This is a genomic window from Enterocloster sp. OA13 (assembly GCF_022440595.1).
Classification (GTDB): Bacteria; Bacillota; Clostridia; order Lachnospirales; family Lachnospiraceae; genus Enterocloster; species Enterocloster hominis.
Genome location: NZ_JAKNTF010000001.1, coordinates 247,316 through 266,194, shown reverse-complemented (window position 1 = coordinate 266,194; position 18,879 = coordinate 247,316). Strand labels below are relative to the sequence as shown.

The 18,879-nt window shown below is 45.4% G+C and carries 19 protein-coding genes; all 19 read right to left on the bottom strand.

The features are described 5' to 3' along the window. Positions 1-69: 69 nt before the first annotated feature. Positions 70-780 carry an antirestriction protein ArdA gene (locus MCJ35_RS01170; RefSeq protein WP_025483377.1) on the bottom strand — a complete coding sequence of 237 codons (711 nt, stop codon included), beginning with the start codon at positions 778-780 and terminating at the stop codon, positions 70-72. A gap of 1 nt (position 781) precedes the next feature. After that, entirely contained in the window at positions 782-1,123 is a 342-nt protein-coding gene (locus MCJ35_RS01165; protein WP_025483379.1) for a DUF7768 domain-containing protein, read from the bottom strand. A gap of 305 nt (positions 1,124-1,428) precedes the next feature. Beyond that, positions 1,429-2,946, bottom strand: coding sequence for a ParB/RepB/Spo0J family partition protein (locus MCJ35_RS01160; RefSeq protein WP_025483381.1), 1,518 nt, complete (start codon positions 2,944-2,946; stop codon positions 1,429-1,431). 216 nt (positions 2,947-3,162) lie between these two features. Beyond that, on the bottom strand, positions 3,163-4,587 hold the full coding sequence (gene dcm / locus MCJ35_RS01155) for a DNA (cytosine-5-)-methyltransferase (RefSeq protein ID WP_034576466.1): 1,425 nt from the start codon (positions 4,585-4,587) through the stop codon (positions 3,163-3,165). A gap of 183 nt (positions 4,588-4,770) precedes the next feature. Further along, entirely contained in the window at positions 4,771-5,676 is a 906-nt protein-coding gene (locus MCJ35_RS01150; protein ID WP_006567811.1) for a DUF5688 family protein, read from the bottom strand. Continuing rightward, positions 5,673-6,614, bottom strand: a complete 942-nt coding sequence (locus tag MCJ35_RS01145; RefSeq protein ID WP_233458277.1) for a DUF5688 family protein — start codon at positions 6,612-6,614, stop codon at positions 5,673-5,675. Before MCJ35_RS01145 ends, MCJ35_RS01150 begins: the two co-directional genes overlap by 4 nt. A gap of 62 nt (positions 6,615-6,676) precedes the next feature. Continuing rightward, positions 6,677-7,609, bottom strand: coding sequence for a DUF5688 family protein (locus MCJ35_RS01140; protein ID WP_006567813.1), 933 nt, complete (start codon positions 7,607-7,609; stop codon positions 6,677-6,679). Between the two features lie 9 nt (positions 7,610-7,618). Further along, positions 7,619-8,524: a DUF5688 family protein gene (locus MCJ35_RS01135; protein ID WP_006567814.1), complete on the bottom strand. Its 906-nt coding sequence runs from the start codon at positions 8,522-8,524 to the stop codon at positions 7,619-7,621. Between the two features lie 23 nt (positions 8,525-8,547). Next, on the bottom strand, positions 8,548-9,510 hold the full coding sequence (locus MCJ35_RS01130; RefSeq protein WP_006567815.1) for a DUF5688 family protein: 963 nt from the start codon (positions 9,508-9,510) through the stop codon (positions 8,548-8,550). Positions 9,511-9,530: 20 nt separating this feature from the next. Next, positions 9,531-10,475 (bottom strand): DUF5688 family protein, encoded by a 945-nt coding sequence (locus MCJ35_RS01125; RefSeq protein ID WP_006567816.1) that lies wholly within the window; start codon positions 10,473-10,475, stop codon positions 9,531-9,533. Positions 10,476-10,525: 50 nt separating this feature from the next. After that, positions 10,526-11,419 (bottom strand): DUF5688 family protein, encoded by an 894-nt coding sequence (locus MCJ35_RS01120; RefSeq protein ID WP_006567817.1) that lies wholly within the window; start codon positions 11,417-11,419, stop codon positions 10,526-10,528. 60 nt (positions 11,420-11,479) lie between these two features. Continuing rightward, complete coding sequence (locus tag MCJ35_RS01115; RefSeq protein WP_240299328.1) at positions 11,480-12,274, bottom strand: DUF5688 family protein; 795 nt, start codon at positions 12,272-12,274, stop codon at positions 11,480-11,482. Between the two features lie 143 nt (positions 12,275-12,417). Then, on the bottom strand, positions 12,418-13,422 hold the full coding sequence (locus MCJ35_RS01110; protein ID WP_006567819.1) for a DUF3991 and toprim domain-containing protein: 1,005 nt from the start codon (positions 13,420-13,422) through the stop codon (positions 12,418-12,420). A 23-nt stretch (positions 13,423-13,445) separates the two neighbouring features. Further along, a complete protein-coding gene (locus MCJ35_RS01105; RefSeq protein ID WP_006567820.1) occupies positions 13,446-14,480 on the bottom strand; it encodes a hypothetical protein in 1,035 nt (344 codons plus the stop codon). 32 nt (positions 14,481-14,512) lie between these two features. Then, the gene (locus tag MCJ35_RS01100; RefSeq protein ID WP_006567821.1) at positions 14,513-14,989 is read right to left on the bottom strand and encodes an XF1762 family protein; all 477 of its coding nucleotides are present in this window, start codon (positions 14,987-14,989) and stop codon (positions 14,513-14,515) included. 62 nt (positions 14,990-15,051) lie between these two features. Beyond that, the gene (locus MCJ35_RS01095) at positions 15,052-15,864 is read right to left on the bottom strand and encodes a phosphoadenosine phosphosulfate reductase family protein (RefSeq protein ID WP_330367879.1); all 813 of its coding nucleotides are present in this window, start codon (positions 15,862-15,864) and stop codon (positions 15,052-15,054) included. 209 nt (positions 15,865-16,073) lie between these two features. Then, on the bottom strand, positions 16,074-16,403 hold the full coding sequence (locus MCJ35_RS01090; protein WP_006567823.1) for a hypothetical protein: 330 nt from the start codon (positions 16,401-16,403) through the stop codon (positions 16,074-16,076). 20 nt (positions 16,404-16,423) lie between these two features. After that, positions 16,424-17,077: a hypothetical protein gene (locus MCJ35_RS01085; protein ID WP_006567824.1), complete on the bottom strand. Its 654-nt coding sequence runs from the start codon at positions 17,075-17,077 to the stop codon at positions 16,424-16,426. A gap of 87 nt (positions 17,078-17,164) precedes the next feature. Then, entirely contained in the window at positions 17,165-18,820 is a 1,656-nt protein-coding gene (locus MCJ35_RS01080; RefSeq protein WP_006567825.1) for a DUF8195 domain-containing protein, read from the bottom strand. Positions 18,821-18,879 lie beyond the last annotated feature (59 nt).

Genomic DNA, 18,879 nt, shown 5'->3' with positions numbered 1-18,879 from the left:
CGTCTATCAGCCCTTATCCCTCCTTCCACACGAAAAAAGCACTTCTGGACAATGTGTCCAGAAGTGCCGCTATCGGTCTGTATGGCTTTGCTCCGGGCGGGGGCGTTCCGCCGCCTGGGGAAAACGGTCAATGACTTCTTTATAAGCCGCCATCTGCTCCCGGATGGAAAGCTGCGGATAAGCAAAAACCTTGTGCTCGTCTGGAATGTCCTCCAGCCCGTGGTAGTATTCAATAAACTGGCTGCCGTTGGGGAGGAAAAAACCGCCTTTGACAAACCCGCCATCCTCATTGATCCGCATATCCCGGCCATACGCCTCATAATCGAAATAATCCCGCAGGTTTTCGGGAATGTTGATTAGTTCCATGTCCTCCGCGTAAATGCGGCCCAGGGTTTCATCATCAGACACGCCGATATAGAAATCGTAGCAATCCAGATTTTCCACCAGATTGATGAGGTCGCCCACGCCGGAGGTATGCTCGCCGCTGGCAACAGCCGCCTCAAACTTTTCCAAATCGCTTTTATCCAGCTCGGAGAGCAGGCAGGCCAGATGGTTGAGCTCGTCAATGCTTTCGTATTCTCCCAGGCAGGCGTTGAGTTCCGGCAGGTCGCCGTCATAGTCGGCAATAAAAATCTCCTCATACTGGATATTGTCAACGCCGATCCGTTTAAGGAGCGCCTGTACTTCCTCCGTAGTCGTGGGGAATTTCAACGGCTCGCTTGCCAGCTCACCCTCGTTGTATTTCCCCAGGTTGGTGACATACGCCTCAATGACCGCCATATCAGCGCCGCCTCTGGCCCTTGACGGTGAGGATGCCGTCCAGGGTGGTGGCGGTGATCCCCAGCCGCTGGGCCACAGCGATGTCATTTTTCACCGCTACATTGACATAGCTCCCGCATACCACCAGCACGCGGGAGCGCCGGAGCAGGTCGCGCCCCATATCAATACCGCTTTTATGCTCCTCCGGCACTGCGTCATTGAGGAACAGCGGCAGATAGAGCATAGGGCAGATGGGGGAATATCCCGCATCATAGACAATGCGGCAGTATTTAGCTGCCTGCTCCATGACCTCGCACTCGCCGCCGCGCCATGCGGCGGTCACATACGCAAGGGGTCGCTTCATAATCAAAACCTCCGTTTCTTTTTCTTATATTTAATAGGTAGGGGGTCAACCCTATCCCCCCGCCCTTTCCCTATCCAGGGAAAGGGGGCGGCTCTGGAGGATATACCCCCGCCGCTTGCCGGAAATAGCACAGCCGGGGCAGGCCGTAAAGGGCAGGCCGCCGCAAGCGGCGGGCGTTCCGCCCCTTGACGGCCCACTCCCGGCTGTGCAGCATAAACCCCGGCGACGGGGGATATATCACCGCAGAGCCCATCCCAAGCGCAGGGCGCGTACCTCTGGACAAAGTGTCCAGAGGCGGGGCCCGGTCACTTATCGAGCTCGTGTTTCTTCTCAGGCTTTGCCAGTTCGGGCGGCTGTTTCTCTTTCCACTCGTCCAGCAGGGCTATGATCTGCTCCTTCATTTTGGCAGGAGTGACCTCCTTGCCGAAATACTTGTTGAGTTCGTCGGTACTGATGATCACGTTGTCAACCTCCCTTTTTTCTTCGCTCAAAATACCATCGATCACATCGCCGTTGAGCAAGCCCTCCTGGTCGAGCTCCCGGAGCCGCTTTGCCTGTTTGACCGAGGGGGAGGACTGCTCCCCATCAATGGACACGGCGATAAGCCGCTGGTTTTCCGGCTTGATATACGACAGTTCCACAGCGGGCATAAATCCCATATTTTTAGCGTCCACCTTTTCCAGAAGCTCCGGGACAAGATGGTTAAGGCGAACATAGCGGAGCACCTTTTTATAGTTCATATCATGCTCCTTGCCCACGATCTCCACCGAGAGCTTACCCAGGGCCTCCGCTTCCTTGTCATTTTTGGGCCGGGCCCCCTGGCGTTTGATGGCTTCCAGCTCCAAATCCAGGAGCTTTGCCAATTCGCTGGGGAGAGGGTCGCCCCGCTGCTTGTTGCTGTTCTTCATTTCACGGACAGCTTCAAGATCGGTCATCTCACGGACAATACAGGGGATCTCATCCAAGCCAGCCCGCTCACCGCCATGACAGCGGCGGTGGCCCGCGATGATCTCATAGCCGTTGCCGTCTTTTTCCGGGCGGACGGTGGCGGGGGTCATAATGCCGTGTTCCTTGATCGTCCCCACCAGATCGTCCATCGCCTTATCGTCCTGCACCTTAAAGGGGTGATCCCGCAAGGTATGGAATGGATGAAGCTCTGACAGCTTCAAATAGACGATTTTTCCCTGCTCCACCGGGCGGGGCGGCACCTCCGGCGTAGGCGGCAGCTTGATCTCCGGGGCAGGTGCCTCCGCCTCCTTGACCGGGGCGGCCTTAGTGGATTTAGGCGGTTGCTTACCATCCGCAAAGGGAGTTTCACGCTTGCCCGACAAAAAATCTTTCACATTTTGATTGCGTTCCCGTCGTATTTTTCCCCCACGCTGGGCGAGGGTAAGCTCTTGTTCCTTACTTCTGGACACTTTGTCCAGAGCTGGGGACGGGGACTCGCCACGGGCCGCCTTGTCAGCCTTGGCCGGGCGGCCTGTGCGGGGCTCCGGCCCCTTTTCCGGTTTGTCCCCCTGGGGAGAATCCTGCTCCTTGGGGGGACGGCCCCGGCGTTTTGCCGTCTTTTCCTCCGGTTCCACTTTTTTATCCTGGTCGGGGGATTTTTTCACCTTATCAGCTTCAACCTGCGGCGCAGGCTGGGCTGGAACATCCCCGCCCATTCCAGGGGTAACAGACTGTTCCGGCTGGCGTACCGGGCCGGTGCCAGCTGCGGGCTCCTCTACCGTTTCCGGGACAGGGGGCTTCGTCACAGTTTGAGCATCCCCAACAGAGCCCTCGCCAGGGGACTCCGGGCCTGCTTTCAGTTTGTCATCTGCCATTCGCTAACCTCCTTGTTTTGAAATGAAAAAAGCCAGACCTCTCAGCCTGGCTAACGAAAAAACTTCCCCCTTTCTTTTTTAGATTATATGGTTGTCACCACTCCTTTCTCAGTCCGGGCCATAAAAAAACGTCGCTTTTCACAAAGAAATAGCGACGTTTTAGTGTAGGTTGGCTCGGTTTTGTTGTGTTTTATGATTATGCCCTTGTATAAAAACCTAAGGCATAGCGCTATATAAAGCTTCAAAAATACTGGTTAAGACATTCACTACAATCGAATTTCCTGCCTGCTTATATGCCTGGCTGTTACTGATGCCCGCTTCCAGGACCTTCTGGTAATCTTCATCATCAAAACCCATCAGCCTGAAGCACTCTAATGGTGTAAGCCGCCTGATACGAAGGATTGATTCCAGCCTGCACAGGGAATTTCCCTGCGCAGTGATTGTCGGGCAGATGGTCCCATGTCCCTGTACCCGGCCCCGTTTTCCGGCAGCATTCGGATAGGCGATATTTACAACTCCCTCTGCCATACATTCCTCGTAGCCTTTTACGGTGTCCTGCCGCACCAGAATGATGTTATCCTTCTGTACGGAGGTAATCGCATAGCTGCACCAAGGCTTATCCTTTAGTTCCAGGTGCTGTTCGACTCTTCCCTCTTCATTATATCTTCCACGGATTGCCCCCACTTGCAAAATCTTTGTCTGGTCGTGGCTCGCAAGCTGGGTATTGGCAGTTCCCATCCCTGATAGTATAACACTCTGTTGGGAATTTCCAATACTTCCGACCACGGCTATTTTATTTCTTCCGGCACCGCTTGCCAGCAAAGTAGGGCTGGAACCGATTGCAGAGTATACCCTGCCAGTCTGGGGATCGCCAAGATACCCCTGAACCTGTCCAACTTTATACAGTTTATTTTCCCACTGTTTCAGTTCCTCTTCCCCAGGCATATACAGAAGCGCTTTCCGCTCCTTCATGTCTGTAATCAGTTTCTGCACTTTATCATCTGACAGATAATATTTCTCATCTACCTCATCTTCAAGGATATCCATCAGCCGCCTCCCGTTTTCCATTGGCTCTGGGAATACGAATTTTCCATTATCACATTCCTTTTTAATCAGGACGAGGTATACCCGTTCCCGGTTTTGCGGAATCCCATAATTTTTCGCGTTCAATATCTTCCAATAGGTGTTGTATCCATATTCCTGCAATTCCTGCTCAAATAGACGGAATGTGCTGTTTAGAAACCTTGCCTGAACAATATTTTTTACATTCTCATAAATTCCAAACATCGGCTTTACTTCCCGGATAACCCGAAGCCACTCTACAAGGAGAGAGGACCTTGTTTTATCCAGATTCTTTGAGCCGCATTTTTCACAAAAATCCCGTTTGCTCCAATGTACCTGCAGCGGGTTTACCTCATGCCCGCAATCTCTGCACCTCCAGACGGAACCGGCCAGCTTCCCACTTAGGGAGAAATCCTGACACGGGCTTCCACCGCAGATAAAGTTGAAATAAGGTAGCTTTTTCTCATCAACTTTCGTAATATCCCCAAGGTTGGCACTCTCGTCAACCCCATGTATGGCGCAATAACTTTTTACTGCATATTTGTCAAACTCACAAAAATTTATTAATTTATAATCCAATTCCCTTCTTAGAGGGTGTAGCTACACATTTTACCCGGGATTACCTCTTACCTCCTTTCAAATGTTTGAATGTAATCAGTTTCCGAATAAGTTACGAGCTACTGGTACAAATTAAATTTCTATGACTGCTGAATTTTTATTGGATTGGGCTTAACCACCCCCTTTCAAAGATTTGCCTTCATCTTATCTTGCCTTATGTCTCGTTTTTTTCTCTATCTGTGCCGCCGGTTGGATTGCAAGGCTTTCGGCATCAAACTGGAACACCATATTAGAGACCTGGACAGGGAACACTTCTGCTCTTTTATCCATCTCATTGCTCTTTTTTACTATTTCCTGCAAAGTTTCCAAACTGTGTCCTGATATTGGACAGACAAGGATTTTATCATTTGATAACGGCATAACATACAGGTCATCATCCAAACGCCTTGAGATTTCACTCAAACCCTCGGGATAGAACATGATTGCAATCCCATTCTCGCTGTACACCCCGTAATAGTCTTTTGTGTCTGGAAGCGCCCCGCTTAATGCCCCTAATGTATGAGCCAGAACAGCTCTGCTCGTATCCAAAACCGTCTGAAAGCGTTCATTCATATCGAAATATTTGACTTTATCAAATAATTCCTGTACCGTAAGTCCCCACTGCTTTAAATGTTCATTTTGGACAGGTCTTTTATAATCCAGAGGCCACTGTTCATCCTCGTCATAGACTTCATCAAAGAACTGAAAATATACAGCCATATCCCCAACAGGCAGATATGGTATATCATTCCCTTCCAGCTTTTCGGCTGCCTTTTCAAAATTAGCCGCCCAAATCGTAACATTTTCTAACTGCTCAATCGTTTCAATAGCACGCTTTTTTTCAAAATAATCGCAGATACTGCTTACCTGGGCCGTTAATTCGCCTTCTTTCCACTGTCTATATAAGCTATGGATTGACAATGACTGGCTACACACAGGCGGCTGCATAAGTTCAAGGGCTATTTCCTCATTGTCCGTACCTTCTGCTATTACTATCAATCTCTGATGCTCTTCATCAATGTGACGCCCAAGTTCTGTAATCAGTCCCTGTTTATATTCTTCATATGTCATTCATTTACACCCTTCAACCATTCGCGTATGGTCAGCAATTTGTTCTTGTTCTCCGATGGTGAATAGTGGAAACCATGACTTGATATGGCATACCCAGCCAAGCTGTGTCGAACCTGACGGTTCCCATTCTTGTGGACATCTTCAATGGAAAATGCTGGTGCCAGTGCTCCCATAGTATCAGGCAGGATATAAGCCTCCCTCTCTGAATATGGCAAAATATAAAAGCTATCCGGCATCAGGCGGCTAAGTTCCTGTAAGGTATCCCAGTATAATACACTTGCCGCTCCTCCAGGTCCCGTGACCACATAACCAAGGCTATCCTCTGCCTCTCCATTGTTCAGACAGCACGAAATACCTTCCAGCACATTTTCAATCTTCTCACACAACGGATAGATTTTGCTCTCCATGGATACCAGCGAATGTTCCAGTACAAAATTATGAAAATCACTTTTTCTCATTTTCCAGGATGCCAGATGTTTATTGGTTACTTCTGCCTGATAATAACGCCCGTCTCCCAGCGGTGCGTGAAACATATAGTAGAGCACCATGTCCCCCATAACCTGGTAAGGCATATCATTCTTTTTCAGGGCTTCCAGGTCACTTCTATGGTTTGCGGCATATACTGCCACATATTCCGGCTGTTCCAACTGGCCTACTGCAATACGCAGATCTTCCGCTTCCGCATCAGAGAACACTTCCATCGCCCGGTCTGCCAATTCCTCTTCCCAGGTGTCAAACATCTCCGCTCTCAAAAAAGCCTCCCTTACCGGAATGACGGGGCAGTACCGCCCCTCCTGCTCAAATAAAATTGTGATTCCCTCGGTCGGGAGACCCCTAGCCACCGTTCTAACTTCCCCGCGAATTGCGGAATCCTCAAAAGCGGAACGAATACATTGCTGGTAAGCATCTGAAAACTGTTTATATAATTTGAGGTTCATATTCTTATCTCCTTTATGATTAAATGAAAAAAGCAGGTTCTTTTCTGAATCGCTCTGAAAAGTCACCTGCTATGGTTTTTATTCACTTTTGGCTTCTGCCGCATCCTTTGACTTGTTTTACGGATCTCATCTGTTTTCCGGCTATAAACATAAATATAATCGGATAAATCTTTTTCCCTCTGCTGAAAACCATTTTGTTTAGAGTCGTAGAGGGTTTCCTGAATCCATTTTCTTCCGTCCCTGTTTTTATTTGATAATGCCACGCATTGATTGATACTTGTAGGAAATAGTATCATATCGCCACCCAGTTTATCTGACAGCTCGTGTACTTTTTCTTTGTATAAAAAAGCAGAAGCACCCCAGTAAAAGCTCTCTGTTGTCATAATGTAGATATCCTTCTTTTCCGGTTCTGTCCCAAACGGTTCCACGGAAACAGCCCTTTGATTTTCCGGATTATCAAGCGACCACTGATAAAGGGTATCAAAATCCATTCCAAACTCATTCAGCATTTCACTTGTCACTCTTAAATTAAGGTGCATATCTTCAAGCAAACAATCTGTTGAATGATAAATAATCCTCAATACAATGGCAAGGTCCCCGTCTCCATATAGCTTATGTGGGAAATTGTCCAATACCTCTTGATTTCTTTTCGCGTTCATCAATGTCGGAACTACTAGATTTGGCGATAACACCCCCATCTCTTTAAATGCGGCTTTGGTGATCCGGTCATCCCGCAATAAAAACTCTAGCGAATTCCTGACTACCAGCCACAGGGGTTCTCCCAACTGTGTATGACGGTTATATGCTACAAAAGGAAATATTTCTGAGCCTTTCTCTGGGCTGCCCTGTAAACTGATCACACAGCCATCCGAAATATGGTCAGGCAGCACCACCTTCCACCCTAATCCCATCTTTTGTAAATTATTGTTTAATTCATATACAAAGGTTTCATAAAATTCCCTTTTCTCTATGATTGAATATCTATCGTTTCTCAAACCCTCCCCCTATCTGCCTCGTTTTTTCGTTTCTTTTAACTGGCTGGGAGTAATCATACGAAACTGTGCGGTTTCACAATTATAGTGGTATAGATTCCCAGACAGGGGCTTTATACTTCCAGTGATTACCTCTTTACTACTGTGTAGTGCATTAGATATATAATCTATGCCCTTTTGGTCTAAAAGCGGCATTGCCAAAAAATGGTCAACGCTCATAGGAACCAATAAGATATCATCCCCCATAGTTTCTGCAAGTTCATACATTCTGGTTTTGTAAAGAATACCTGCAGCGCCTAAATGTTGACCAGTATTCGTTACCACATAGAAGGGAGGTAAATCCTCTACTGTTTCATCGGGTGATATAATATCTATCATCTTGTGCAACTCTATCATCTGTACAGACTCAACATTCCTCGGATTATCCAGGGCCATTTGATAAAGTTCATCATACCTCAGCCCCCATCCCTGTAAGATATCGTCTGTTACCACAAGGTTGAGATTGATACCGCCCAGGGACTGATATGCAATTTGAAGTATAACTGCTAAATCTTCAAACCTTGAATATGGAACGGTTTTCAATAGTTCCTCATTTTCCTCTGTGTTCATAAAAGTGGGAATTACCATATCTGCATGAAAAAGCCCCATATCCATCAGTGCACATTTTGTGCTCTCATCATCAAAGAAATCCTGTGTTGCTTTCCGTGCAGCGACTCCCCAGGGCATCCCCTGCAAAAACTCCTGGTAATAATCGTGAACTTTAATCGGAGGAAAATCATGCCCTCCACCATGGATTACCACCAAAACTTCTTCTCTGCCGCCTGTGTTCTCATACTTAGCCCGCCATGGAACACCCAGCATTTTTAAATTATAGTTGACTTCATGGGTAAAAAACTGGATGAATTCTTCATATTCCATCTTTGTCTGTCCTCCTTGAGATTTTATCTGCTTTGCTTTTTACCGACCAGTGTTTTCTCATGATTCATAGTTGTCTCCAATTTCTGATCAATGACAGCCTGTAATTGTTCTATACCACCCTTGAGCCTGTAAAACTTCCCCTCTGTATACGAATAAACCTGCCTGGACAAAAATAACCGCGCGTCCGTATCCTCCGTATACTCCCGGATTTTTCTTTGTACCCACATATCCTGTATACGGCTTTCCGGTAATATGGCCGCTTTTCGTTCTGAATACGGTACGATTATGACCCGCTCATGAAAAGCCTCTTCAAATTGACGCAGCACTTCGGGGTAAAGTATCGCCCCGGCACCGTTCAATCCATACAGCTCATATGGCGCATTGTAGATATCTTCTGCTCTTGCAATCACAGGTATATGGCCAAAATCATATGGTTGAAGGCTTTCCACCCAGTCATAAGCACAGGCACCGATTTTCTGTGCCTCGCATTGCCTAACAATATTGAATAATTCTTCGGCTGAAAACTTCCATTTTAGGAGATGGTCTTTTGTTACAATACTTTCCATTGTACCGCCGAAAGGCAGCTCATAATCAAACCTGAAATATACTGCCATGTCACCTACTGCCAAATATGGTATACCCTTACCCCGCAGGATTTCTTTGCTTTTCTCAAAGTTTGTTACACAGGCTAAAACACTTTCTATGCATTCCACCTGTTCTCTTTGTACTGTACCAAACTCCCGGAAACAATCCAATGTATCCTTCACAATAGAAAACATTGGTCTAGCATTTTTGCAATAATCCGAATAAATTTCCTGAAGGTCTATGCAATGACAGATTTTATCGCCTAAATCCAGGGTTGCCTTTTCCAGCGATAACCCTTCCCCTATCACGACCGGTCTGATGGAATAACCATGCTGGTCTAAAAGTTCTGCTATTTTTTGTAGATAAGCAACCTTAAATTGGTCATAGTTTATTAAGTTCATCAATCCACTAACCCACCTACCTATCTCAATTTTTGTTTCTCAATTTTCGGAGGAACTGCATGAATCAGGTTTCTGCTTTCCAGATCGTATTTAAAAACCCGCTCAGATAGTTTATGGCGTATTTCCCCTGTTTCTTCTTTCATTATATTCTCACTGGTCAGGCTCTCATATAAGTCTGACAGATTCCCAACACTTTGCGCATGGACATAAGCACCAAAGGCATCATTGGGAACAATCAGCATCTCGTCCCCTAATTTATCATACACCAGTTCCATAACTTTCGGATAGAAGATTGCACCAAAGCCATTCACACCATAGACATTGTAGACTTGCTTCAGTTCCAATGGCACACCATCCGCCGGCCTAAAAAGGATTGTTTTATCATTTTCATATCTGTTTGTAAGTGAATCGTACATATTTACGATACCCACTCCTATTTCATTTGCATCCTTGTATCTGACTTTCTCAAAAAGTTCCTCCACACCGATTCCCCATTTTTCCAAATGCTCTTTTGTAACATCTCCGCAGTACGATCTCTCCCCTCTTTCAATACAGAATTGGAAAGTGACCGCCATATCCTGATATGGCATATATGCAATGTTTCCCTCCACCAGTTTATCCTCATATTCTGCCAAATTCATAGGATATATAAGTACATGCTCTATCTGCTCAAATTGTTCGCGCGGTATCCACTCATCCCCATCAAATATACCCAGAATCTGCGTGACCGCCTCGTCTAACTCGTTGTTCTCAGCAACATAGCAGTTAAGATACACCAATTCCATCGGAATACTGGGGCAAACTAACTCCCCTCCACCTTTCAGCATAATGGCTTCAAATGGCGTGCCTTCAGCTATCAGCTTCAGTTCCTCCCCTCTGTCTCTTTCTTGTAGCTGGTCTTGAAATTCATCAATAAAATCCTCTCGTAATTCGTCATATGCTTCGTTCTCACTATAATAATACATCTATCTCCTTCCCTTCTGGCCGTCTGCGCTTCTCCCGATTAAAGCGGTTTTCATTTCACTCTATGCTTTTCAATGGTATGTTCCATTGCCGGGACCAGGTTTTTCCTGCCGGTATCGTACTTAAATATCTTCCCAGAAAGTACAAGGTGCCTATCGCCAGTCACCAGTTTCACACGATTGTCCTCCTGTAATTCTTCTTGCAGTTTTGCAGCACTCATAATATCCGGTGTCTGAATATAAGCCGTATAGGTTTCTTCAGGTACAATCAGCACTTCACTGCCCATTTTTTTTACTACCTGCTCCATCACTTTTGGATAAAGGGCAGCACCAAAGCCATTGACGCCATACAAAGCAGCCTGCTGTGAATCCTCTGATTTTTTTCCCACCTGCTCTATGGTTTTAATTTCGCCCCAAATTTGCTCCAGGTCTTTATACCTTACTTTTTCAAAGAGTTCCTTTGCATTTATCCCCTGCCTATTCAGCCATTCCCTTGTAACATCCCTGCGATACGACCTCTCATTGTCCTCAATGCAGAATTGATAAGTGATCGCCATATCTTCGAAGGGAAAATATGCAATATCATTTTCTTCCAGCTTATCCCTGCAATGTGATAGATTTACCGGAAACACTATTACATGTTCCAGTTGTTCCAGCCGCTCCGGGGATATCCATTCTGCCTCATCCTGAATCTCCAAGATAGTAGATACGGCCTCATCAATCTCTCGAATGGCAAAAATATAGCAATTTCTGTACACCAGTTCCATAGAGATACTGGTACATAATAAAGGTCCATTCCCTTTGTATGTAAAGGATTCAAAAGGAGTACCTTCCGCCACTATTTCCAACTTCTCCCCATTTCCTCTGCGTTCTAGCTGTGCCTTATATTCTTTAATGAAATCCTCCCGGACTTCCTCATATGCATGGTTTTCATCATATTCGCGCATTTTGGTTCTCCTCTTCGTCTATTTACCATTTCCTGCATCTGTAGACTCCCGTACCGACTCTTAGACCAGGGTTTTTTTCACCAATGAAGACTGGTGCACCGTCAGGGTTTTACTCTTGAGACTATAATACAAAACCGACTCTGACAACGGATGGCTTACAAATCCCTTTAAGGATTTTTTTCTTTCGAGACGCATCTGAAGGTCAGCAGGTGTATACTGGTCGGCGGCATATATAGCGGTTTCCTCTGCTGTTACTGGAAGCAGGTACAGATCCGTGTTGACCATTTCTGCAAATTCATCCAGAATATTCCTATAAAGCATGCCTGCCGCGCCTCCCGGACCTGTCAGCCGCCAGGCACTTGCGCGTTCATTTGTAATCTTTCCTCTCCCAAGCGTAAAGCCTGCCTCCAAGCCTTCCCGTATAACGGCTGCAACCGGTTCAATCTGCACACTATACTGGGAGAAAGCATTGTCTGACACGCACGCATGCAGTTGATCTACATGCATTCCCCACCGCTGTAAGTCCTCTTCATCTACGGGCATGGTGTATACAAGTTTTTCACTTTCCTCTTTCACACGGAACCGATAAAAGATACACATATCTCCCAGTCTGGTATACGGCAGCTCCAATTCTTCCAGCCTCATCTGGTATTTGTTTGCATTCACTGCATGGAACTCTACAAACAATGGATTCTTGACCGTATCCATCTTCAATCGGATACCTCCGGTTTCCGCCGTCTGAAATTCCTGCAGTGTCTCCGAAGCCAATATCCTGACTGGCAGCATTTCATACTGGCTTCTCAAAAACAGTTCCTCTATGCTGACCATAGGGCAGTACCTATCCTTGAAAGTCATTGTGATTGATTCACCTGGTAGTCCTTCCATAACCAAGTTCAACGCTCCTAACGTTTTGCTTTTCTCCATCAGGTCAATGAACTGATAGAGAAACTCTTCTTTGAAATTAAAATAATCCATACTATCTCCTTGCTTTTATGAAATTATCCGATTGCCTGTTTCCGGTCCAGATTGCTATTCCTGTTCAAATATTGAATCACTGCCTTTTTTCTTTCTGCAACAAGAAATTCATTCCAATCTTTCCCATATGGCGGGAACCGGACTTTAACGTGATATCCCATCTCTATATATTTCTTGCGTATAAGTGCCGCTGCTTTCCGGCCTGCCTTATCATTATCAAGATACAGGCTTATTCGTTTAATCTGTGGATTTTCTAGCAGGAACCGGTCCAATGCCCCGTCCCAGGTTGACCCTAATGCCAACTTGTTTGACTGCCCATCACGCTTATAATCCATATAAGACATCAGGTCAATGGCTGCCTCAAATACCTTGACTTCTTTATTTTTCTTGTTTCTTACATTGAAACCATAGGTTTTATCGTTGTTCTCCACGTCCCCTTTAAACGGGTTTCCATAATTATCCACCGTTCCCCTCATACTGGCAAACCGTGCTGTACCAAAGGAATCCCTGCCAATAAAAACCACGTTATGATATCTGCGTGTTTCATAAATCAGCTTTTTTTTAACGAACCAGTCAACTACTTCTTTGCTCAGGCAGCGCGTTTTTAACAGATAGGCATATAACCTCCGATAATTGTCGTTTGGTTCGGGAAGCACAAACTCCCCTTTCCCTTCTTGTTCTTTATTTTGCTCTTCCTTTCTTCTCTCGTGGTTTTTCCTGCTTGTATCATCTTTAAATGATTTATCCTCATACCGATAACCGGCCTCGTTCAACAAATAGATAACCGCCTCACGAAAATCCATATAGCAAAATTGTCTCAGAAACTCAATGTTATCCCCGTTGTGACCGTCCTGGCCCTCGGGTACGGAAAAACGCAGCCAGCTCCTACGATTTTTAATCCTTATAGAATCATGTTCTTTCAATGTATAGTAACTGCCTACCCGCTTCACCGTGAAGCCCTGCCTTTCAGCAATAGACACCAGGTCCACGCTTCTGGCTATCTCTAATTCTTCATCTGTAAACTTCATAGCACCACCTCCTGAATCAGAGTTTAAAATTTCATGTCAAAATAACTGCTGATTTCCGGAAAGTCTCTTTCATACTCCTCCAGATACGTTCTGCAGGCGCTCCCTTCTTTTGACAAGTGGCAAAATTCACGGAAGCTCATCTGCTTATACATCTGGGGCTGGTTACACCACCTGGACAGGTTTACATACATTCCCCGGTAAGGTGATTCCTGATATTTCTCATACCGCATGATATATGGATACGCACGCACCCCCATTAGAATCCGGATACGCTCAAATGCCTGTAAGATATCCTGTTTCCAGAAAGTCCAGTCATATCTTCCATCTGCATCAAACCCAGTTAATACATAGAACTTGATCCTTTTTGATTCCTGGAATATTGGGTTTATGATCTTCATCTTTTCTATGACTGTTTCTTTATCCTTGATATTGTCAAAGGCAAATAATAAGTCGCCATCCAATCTACAAGATGCCAGTTCCCTGGATTTTTGCCTGGTAATCAGCCTGATATCCAGTCCTTGCCGGAACTGGACCGGACGGCCGGTTTCCCGTAGTTGTCCCAATAATGCACTCCACTCCCCACATGCCAGAAAATTATCATCCAGCAGACAGATCTTCTTTTTCTGTGGATTGTAAAATTCGTACACTGGGCTTGCAGGAACGGATACCGTTTTATTTTTGTTCACACAAAAAGGGCATTGCCTAAAGCAGCCCCTTGTTAAAAACCCAATAGAATAATCCCGATAATACTTATACTTCTTACTCTTTTTTCCTTCTTCTCCCTTACCTTTAAGCCAATCCGCATACAGACTGTAATCCGGCATGGCATGCTCTATTTCGTAGGGCAGCTCGGGAGCCTGGTCTAAATAAAACCCAGTACCTCCATATTCTACATTCTCCATCTTTAAGACTTCCGGCGGATACCTCGTAGCCGTAAAGACCTTTGACAGATATACCTTATCAAACTCATTGAAGCCTGAATACTCCGTCAGCAAATGTATCTGATCCCCCATCTGCTTATGGAATCCGCTGATCTTCATGCATGCCAGATTCGGCATGCGGTGCCTGTTCTTATCCAATAAATCAGCATCTATAATTCCGATTCTCGACTCTCATCACCTTCTTTACACAAATTTTTCATCCATCTTTGCTTTTTACATTGCGGTGCTGTTGTATGTCTGCGCCTGGCAGGTGTATCCCAGGAGCCGCCCCCTGCAATCTCTTTCTCACATTCCCACCCTGCCGCTTTTAAGGAAGCACCGGATTCAGAGATAAGGATATAAGTGATAATCCGCTCATATCCCATCTCTTTTGCAATCCGGGCTACCCGCCCGTATAGGAAGCTACAGGCATTGGCTGTACCGTCTGTGCAGCAACGCGTTACTTCCAGCGTTTTTCCATCGTCTAAATGCCTGGATACTGGCCTGCCGCACTGTATCACGCCACATATTCTGCCATGCTCAGTACATGCGACACGGAATTTGTCCCGGTATACAGGGCTATGATGCCTATGATTCTGCGCGACATATTCATTTGCCGCCTTTAACTCAATCGGTACTGCTTTCATTCACTTTTTTATATAAATTAGTTCCGGTTGGAACGTAAACCTCCTGTTGTTGATTTATTGTTTTAGTCTGGTCCCATGTCCATAAAATCCGCGAGGCACAACTGTCCCTCTACATTTTTATCCTCCATCCACCACCGGAACACGTCCTCTCCGTTCTTCCACTTAGTAGGTTTCCCCGCCGCATGGATTGCCACTAACATTTTATCAAACGCCCGGATATAAGCTGCCTTATACTTTGGGAAGTCAGCAAACTCTTTGTAGCGGTTTTTTCCAGCCATCGGGCACCCTACACAGCCAACTCTTTTATAACCCATATCATAAAGCGGATTATAAGGCATATGGTTGGAACGGATATAATCCCAGATGTCTTTATGTGTCCAGTCAATGATTGGGTTGGACACTACCCTGCCACGGATTGCACACCGCTCAATAACCAGCCGCTTATCATCGTTGTCGTTCATCAGAGTAATCCTATTCTCGACTTTTGGGGCAGCCGCTTCTAACTGTCCCCTTTTGGACCGTTTGGTGCTTTCGTCCCAGCGCACACCTGTTGATACCAGTCTGTCCGGTGTTGTGTTCTCTTTTAGGATTTCACAACAGTAACGCTGCATCCTGGTGGGCGGCATCTTCTTTTTGACAATCAACTGCCACATGCTCAGTGGCGGCATATGGATAATACATGGGATTCCCTTTTCTTTTAAACCTCGAAATTTCTCCCTGATATAGTACACCGTATCGGGAGCATCGACTGTTGTATGAGAATTGTGGGCCTCAAATTCAACTCCTGACCGGATAAACAAATCCAGAAGTACGTCAGAATCCTTGCCCCCACTGTAAGTACAGATTATGGGGGCATCATAGTACCTCTTTGACATTTCACTTGCTAATTTAATCCGTTCAATGCTCTTCGTCTCTAAATCCAATAAGCGTCGAAGAGACTATCGTTTTACGTGGCCACAACTTCTTATCCCTCCTTTTTGCATTTCTATTTAGATTTTTACCAGAGGAATCTATGAAACCTCTCTACTTGAAGGGATTCTGTTTCCTTAATCTGTCCTATATTATGGACATATCCAGGCCCTGGTCATCTGCGACAGCTGGGACTGTTTCTAACAGTTACTTTTTCTTTCCATGGCTTTATTTCCTGGACCTTATGGATTCTTTCACATATATCAGCGATTCTTTGATACTCTGCGTCCGTCTTATCCAGTATTGCAAGCAATTCCTTAAAATACTCGGACGCTTCTTTACAGCCCTTTGGTTCGGACAGCCATTGATATGTCTCATGTATCCGGTCCTGCGGTGTTTTTTTTACTTCATCTTCGTCCGTAAGCCCAAATGGTCCAAGGTCCATCACAAGGCTGCTTACATCCTCTGCCAATCGCAGGATATCTTCCATTGCTTCTTTCTCCATGTGTTTATCCTTTCTCACGATTACAGATTGGATTTCTTTGTTTTACCGCGCTGTGCTACTATCTTTCTAATCTCCTGGCGCATTTTCTTTGTGTTATTACTGGGTAAAGCAAATATTGCCGCCTCCTCCACTGTCAGATTATCGTACAGAAACGCCCTTTTTATGGTCCGCATCTGGTAACAATCAAATTCTTCTTTCGCATAAAATGCCACCTGTTCATAGGCAAGCCCATAGCGAAAACCCGACAGGATTTCTTCAATCTGCTCTTCATCAAACCGGTTATCTGTTGCCAGTTCCATTTCCTGTATGCTTCTGCCAGTATAAAACCCATAAAACACTAAATCCATTTGTCTGTAATCGTGTTTTCCATCTGCCACAATCTGAATTTTCTGGATTTCCAGTTTCCGTTCCAGTGCCCCAGCTATTGACCTGATTTCCTCCGGGCCGTCTGAATCATGTACAAGACCGATAAGGTTGTCAAAATTTACACCCATCAAATACGCTTTGCGCAAAGCATTTATTTTATTTCTATATCCTCCAACCTCCATAATCTTCTTTACCGTTTCATAGGGTATCTGATCAGAATTTAACGCTTCCTCCGCTAGATACAGGTTGTCTTTTGACAAGAAGATTTCATTTTTCAGGGTATCCAAAGTTTTGTTTTTATCGTACATGCCACTTCATTCCTTCCTAATAACAAAAAGAGGAAGATCTCTGCGTCTCCCTCTTTGGTAACTGTTTATTTATTTTTACTTTATTTTTTAATCTAGTCTCTGTGGTGCGATATGCCAGTCCGTCCACAAATTACCGCTGATTGTCAGATTATCGGTCAGGTTTAGTGATAACATTCCTGCTGGTGTCCAGGCATCTATTAACCATGTATAGGGTGTATATTTGCCATCTGGCATCCATATCGGAGTGAAATGTGTCCTCCGCTTAAATGTACTGTATTGATTTTTTTTGAACTCAAATTCGGAATGATACCCACCCGACATCCGCTCCAATAAACGCCAGTATTTCTTGTATTGAAACTCCGGAAAATACGTCACGGCATTTTGGGCTCCAGTCACGGCACTGGACTGATTCGTGCTCACAGAACTGTTCACATATTCGTTAAATCCGTATCCGCTTTTTAATGTTTTGCCATGGGCCGTAGGGGATTTATCATCTGGCTGGACGCGCATTGTTGCGTTCAAACTTGCATGATATCTATCAATATTGAACTTCCACCAGCCATGATCACACCAGTATCCATCATCATCATCGTCACCACTATGCCATACCCAGTAAGAATACCAGTATGGTCGCCAAATACTCCAATCAGCGGACGTTTGCTGACTCTTTGATGGAACTGCCGGCCTCGCATAACTGTCATTACGGTCATCTGCAACTGGATTCGGCGGTGGATTCTTGTCCAGGTTTACTATCTTAACCCGTATAGTCCCTTTGTCTGTACGGCCACCACCTCTTACTGTTACTGGAATTTCCATAGTCTGCTCTGTAGATGGTGTTGTCCACCGAACCCAGGCAAGCTGACTTCCTCCCTCGGGATAATATACGCTGTCCACCTTATAATTTCTCCCTTGTATTTTAAATGTCACAGATACCTTATGGTCCGGATCACTTTGACCGCCACTCACGCGGATACTGGTGATAACCTCCGTGTTAGTGCGGTATTCATAATCAAAAGTCGTAACCTCCGGTGATGGTTCTGGCAACTCCCCATTAAAACGTATGATTCCAAGTCCCAACGAAGTTTTGATTTCCTGATGTGAACGCAATCCGGTAGTTGGACCGTTCCACGCAGGATATCCTAAATCAGATTTTTCGAGAAACATTGCAAGGGGCAGATTTTGAAAGGTAACTGAACGTAACCAGGAATATACCACCCCGCCTGCAACCTCATCATATAAAGCCGCTTCCGTTGCTGTCATAGCAACTCTTACTCCCTGCAATGTCACATACGCAATCGGCTCTATCATAATTCTGTACTCGCCGCTGATAAGTATATCAAAATCTATTCCCATATAACCTGCTATCCCACGTATCGTCTGCTCGTCCGTAAAGTACCGCTTTATTTCCGCAATACTTGATGGTCCCAGACTTTGTGAACTTATAATTATAGGAAGTCTCTGTGCTGGTCTTATGTACTGGTATCTTGAACCGGATATACCAATTCCATGACCTGATGTATAAGACATCTTGCTCACCTTTCCAAAATGAAGCCTAATATCAGATGGGCTTTTATTGGTAAGGTCAATAGGCGTGCCTACTACTTTATGGTCACTTGTACTTATCACCGATACACGTACCCCTTCATCACCTGGGGACCAAAAATTTTGCGAAGAACCTTGTCCCATGCTGCCGCCTCCGCCGTCCACATTACCTTCCCCTGCCGCATACGCTGGAACCGACATGATCAAAAAACACAGGCTGAACAGTACAATCCTTGTCAGCCAACTTATTCTGCTTTTCA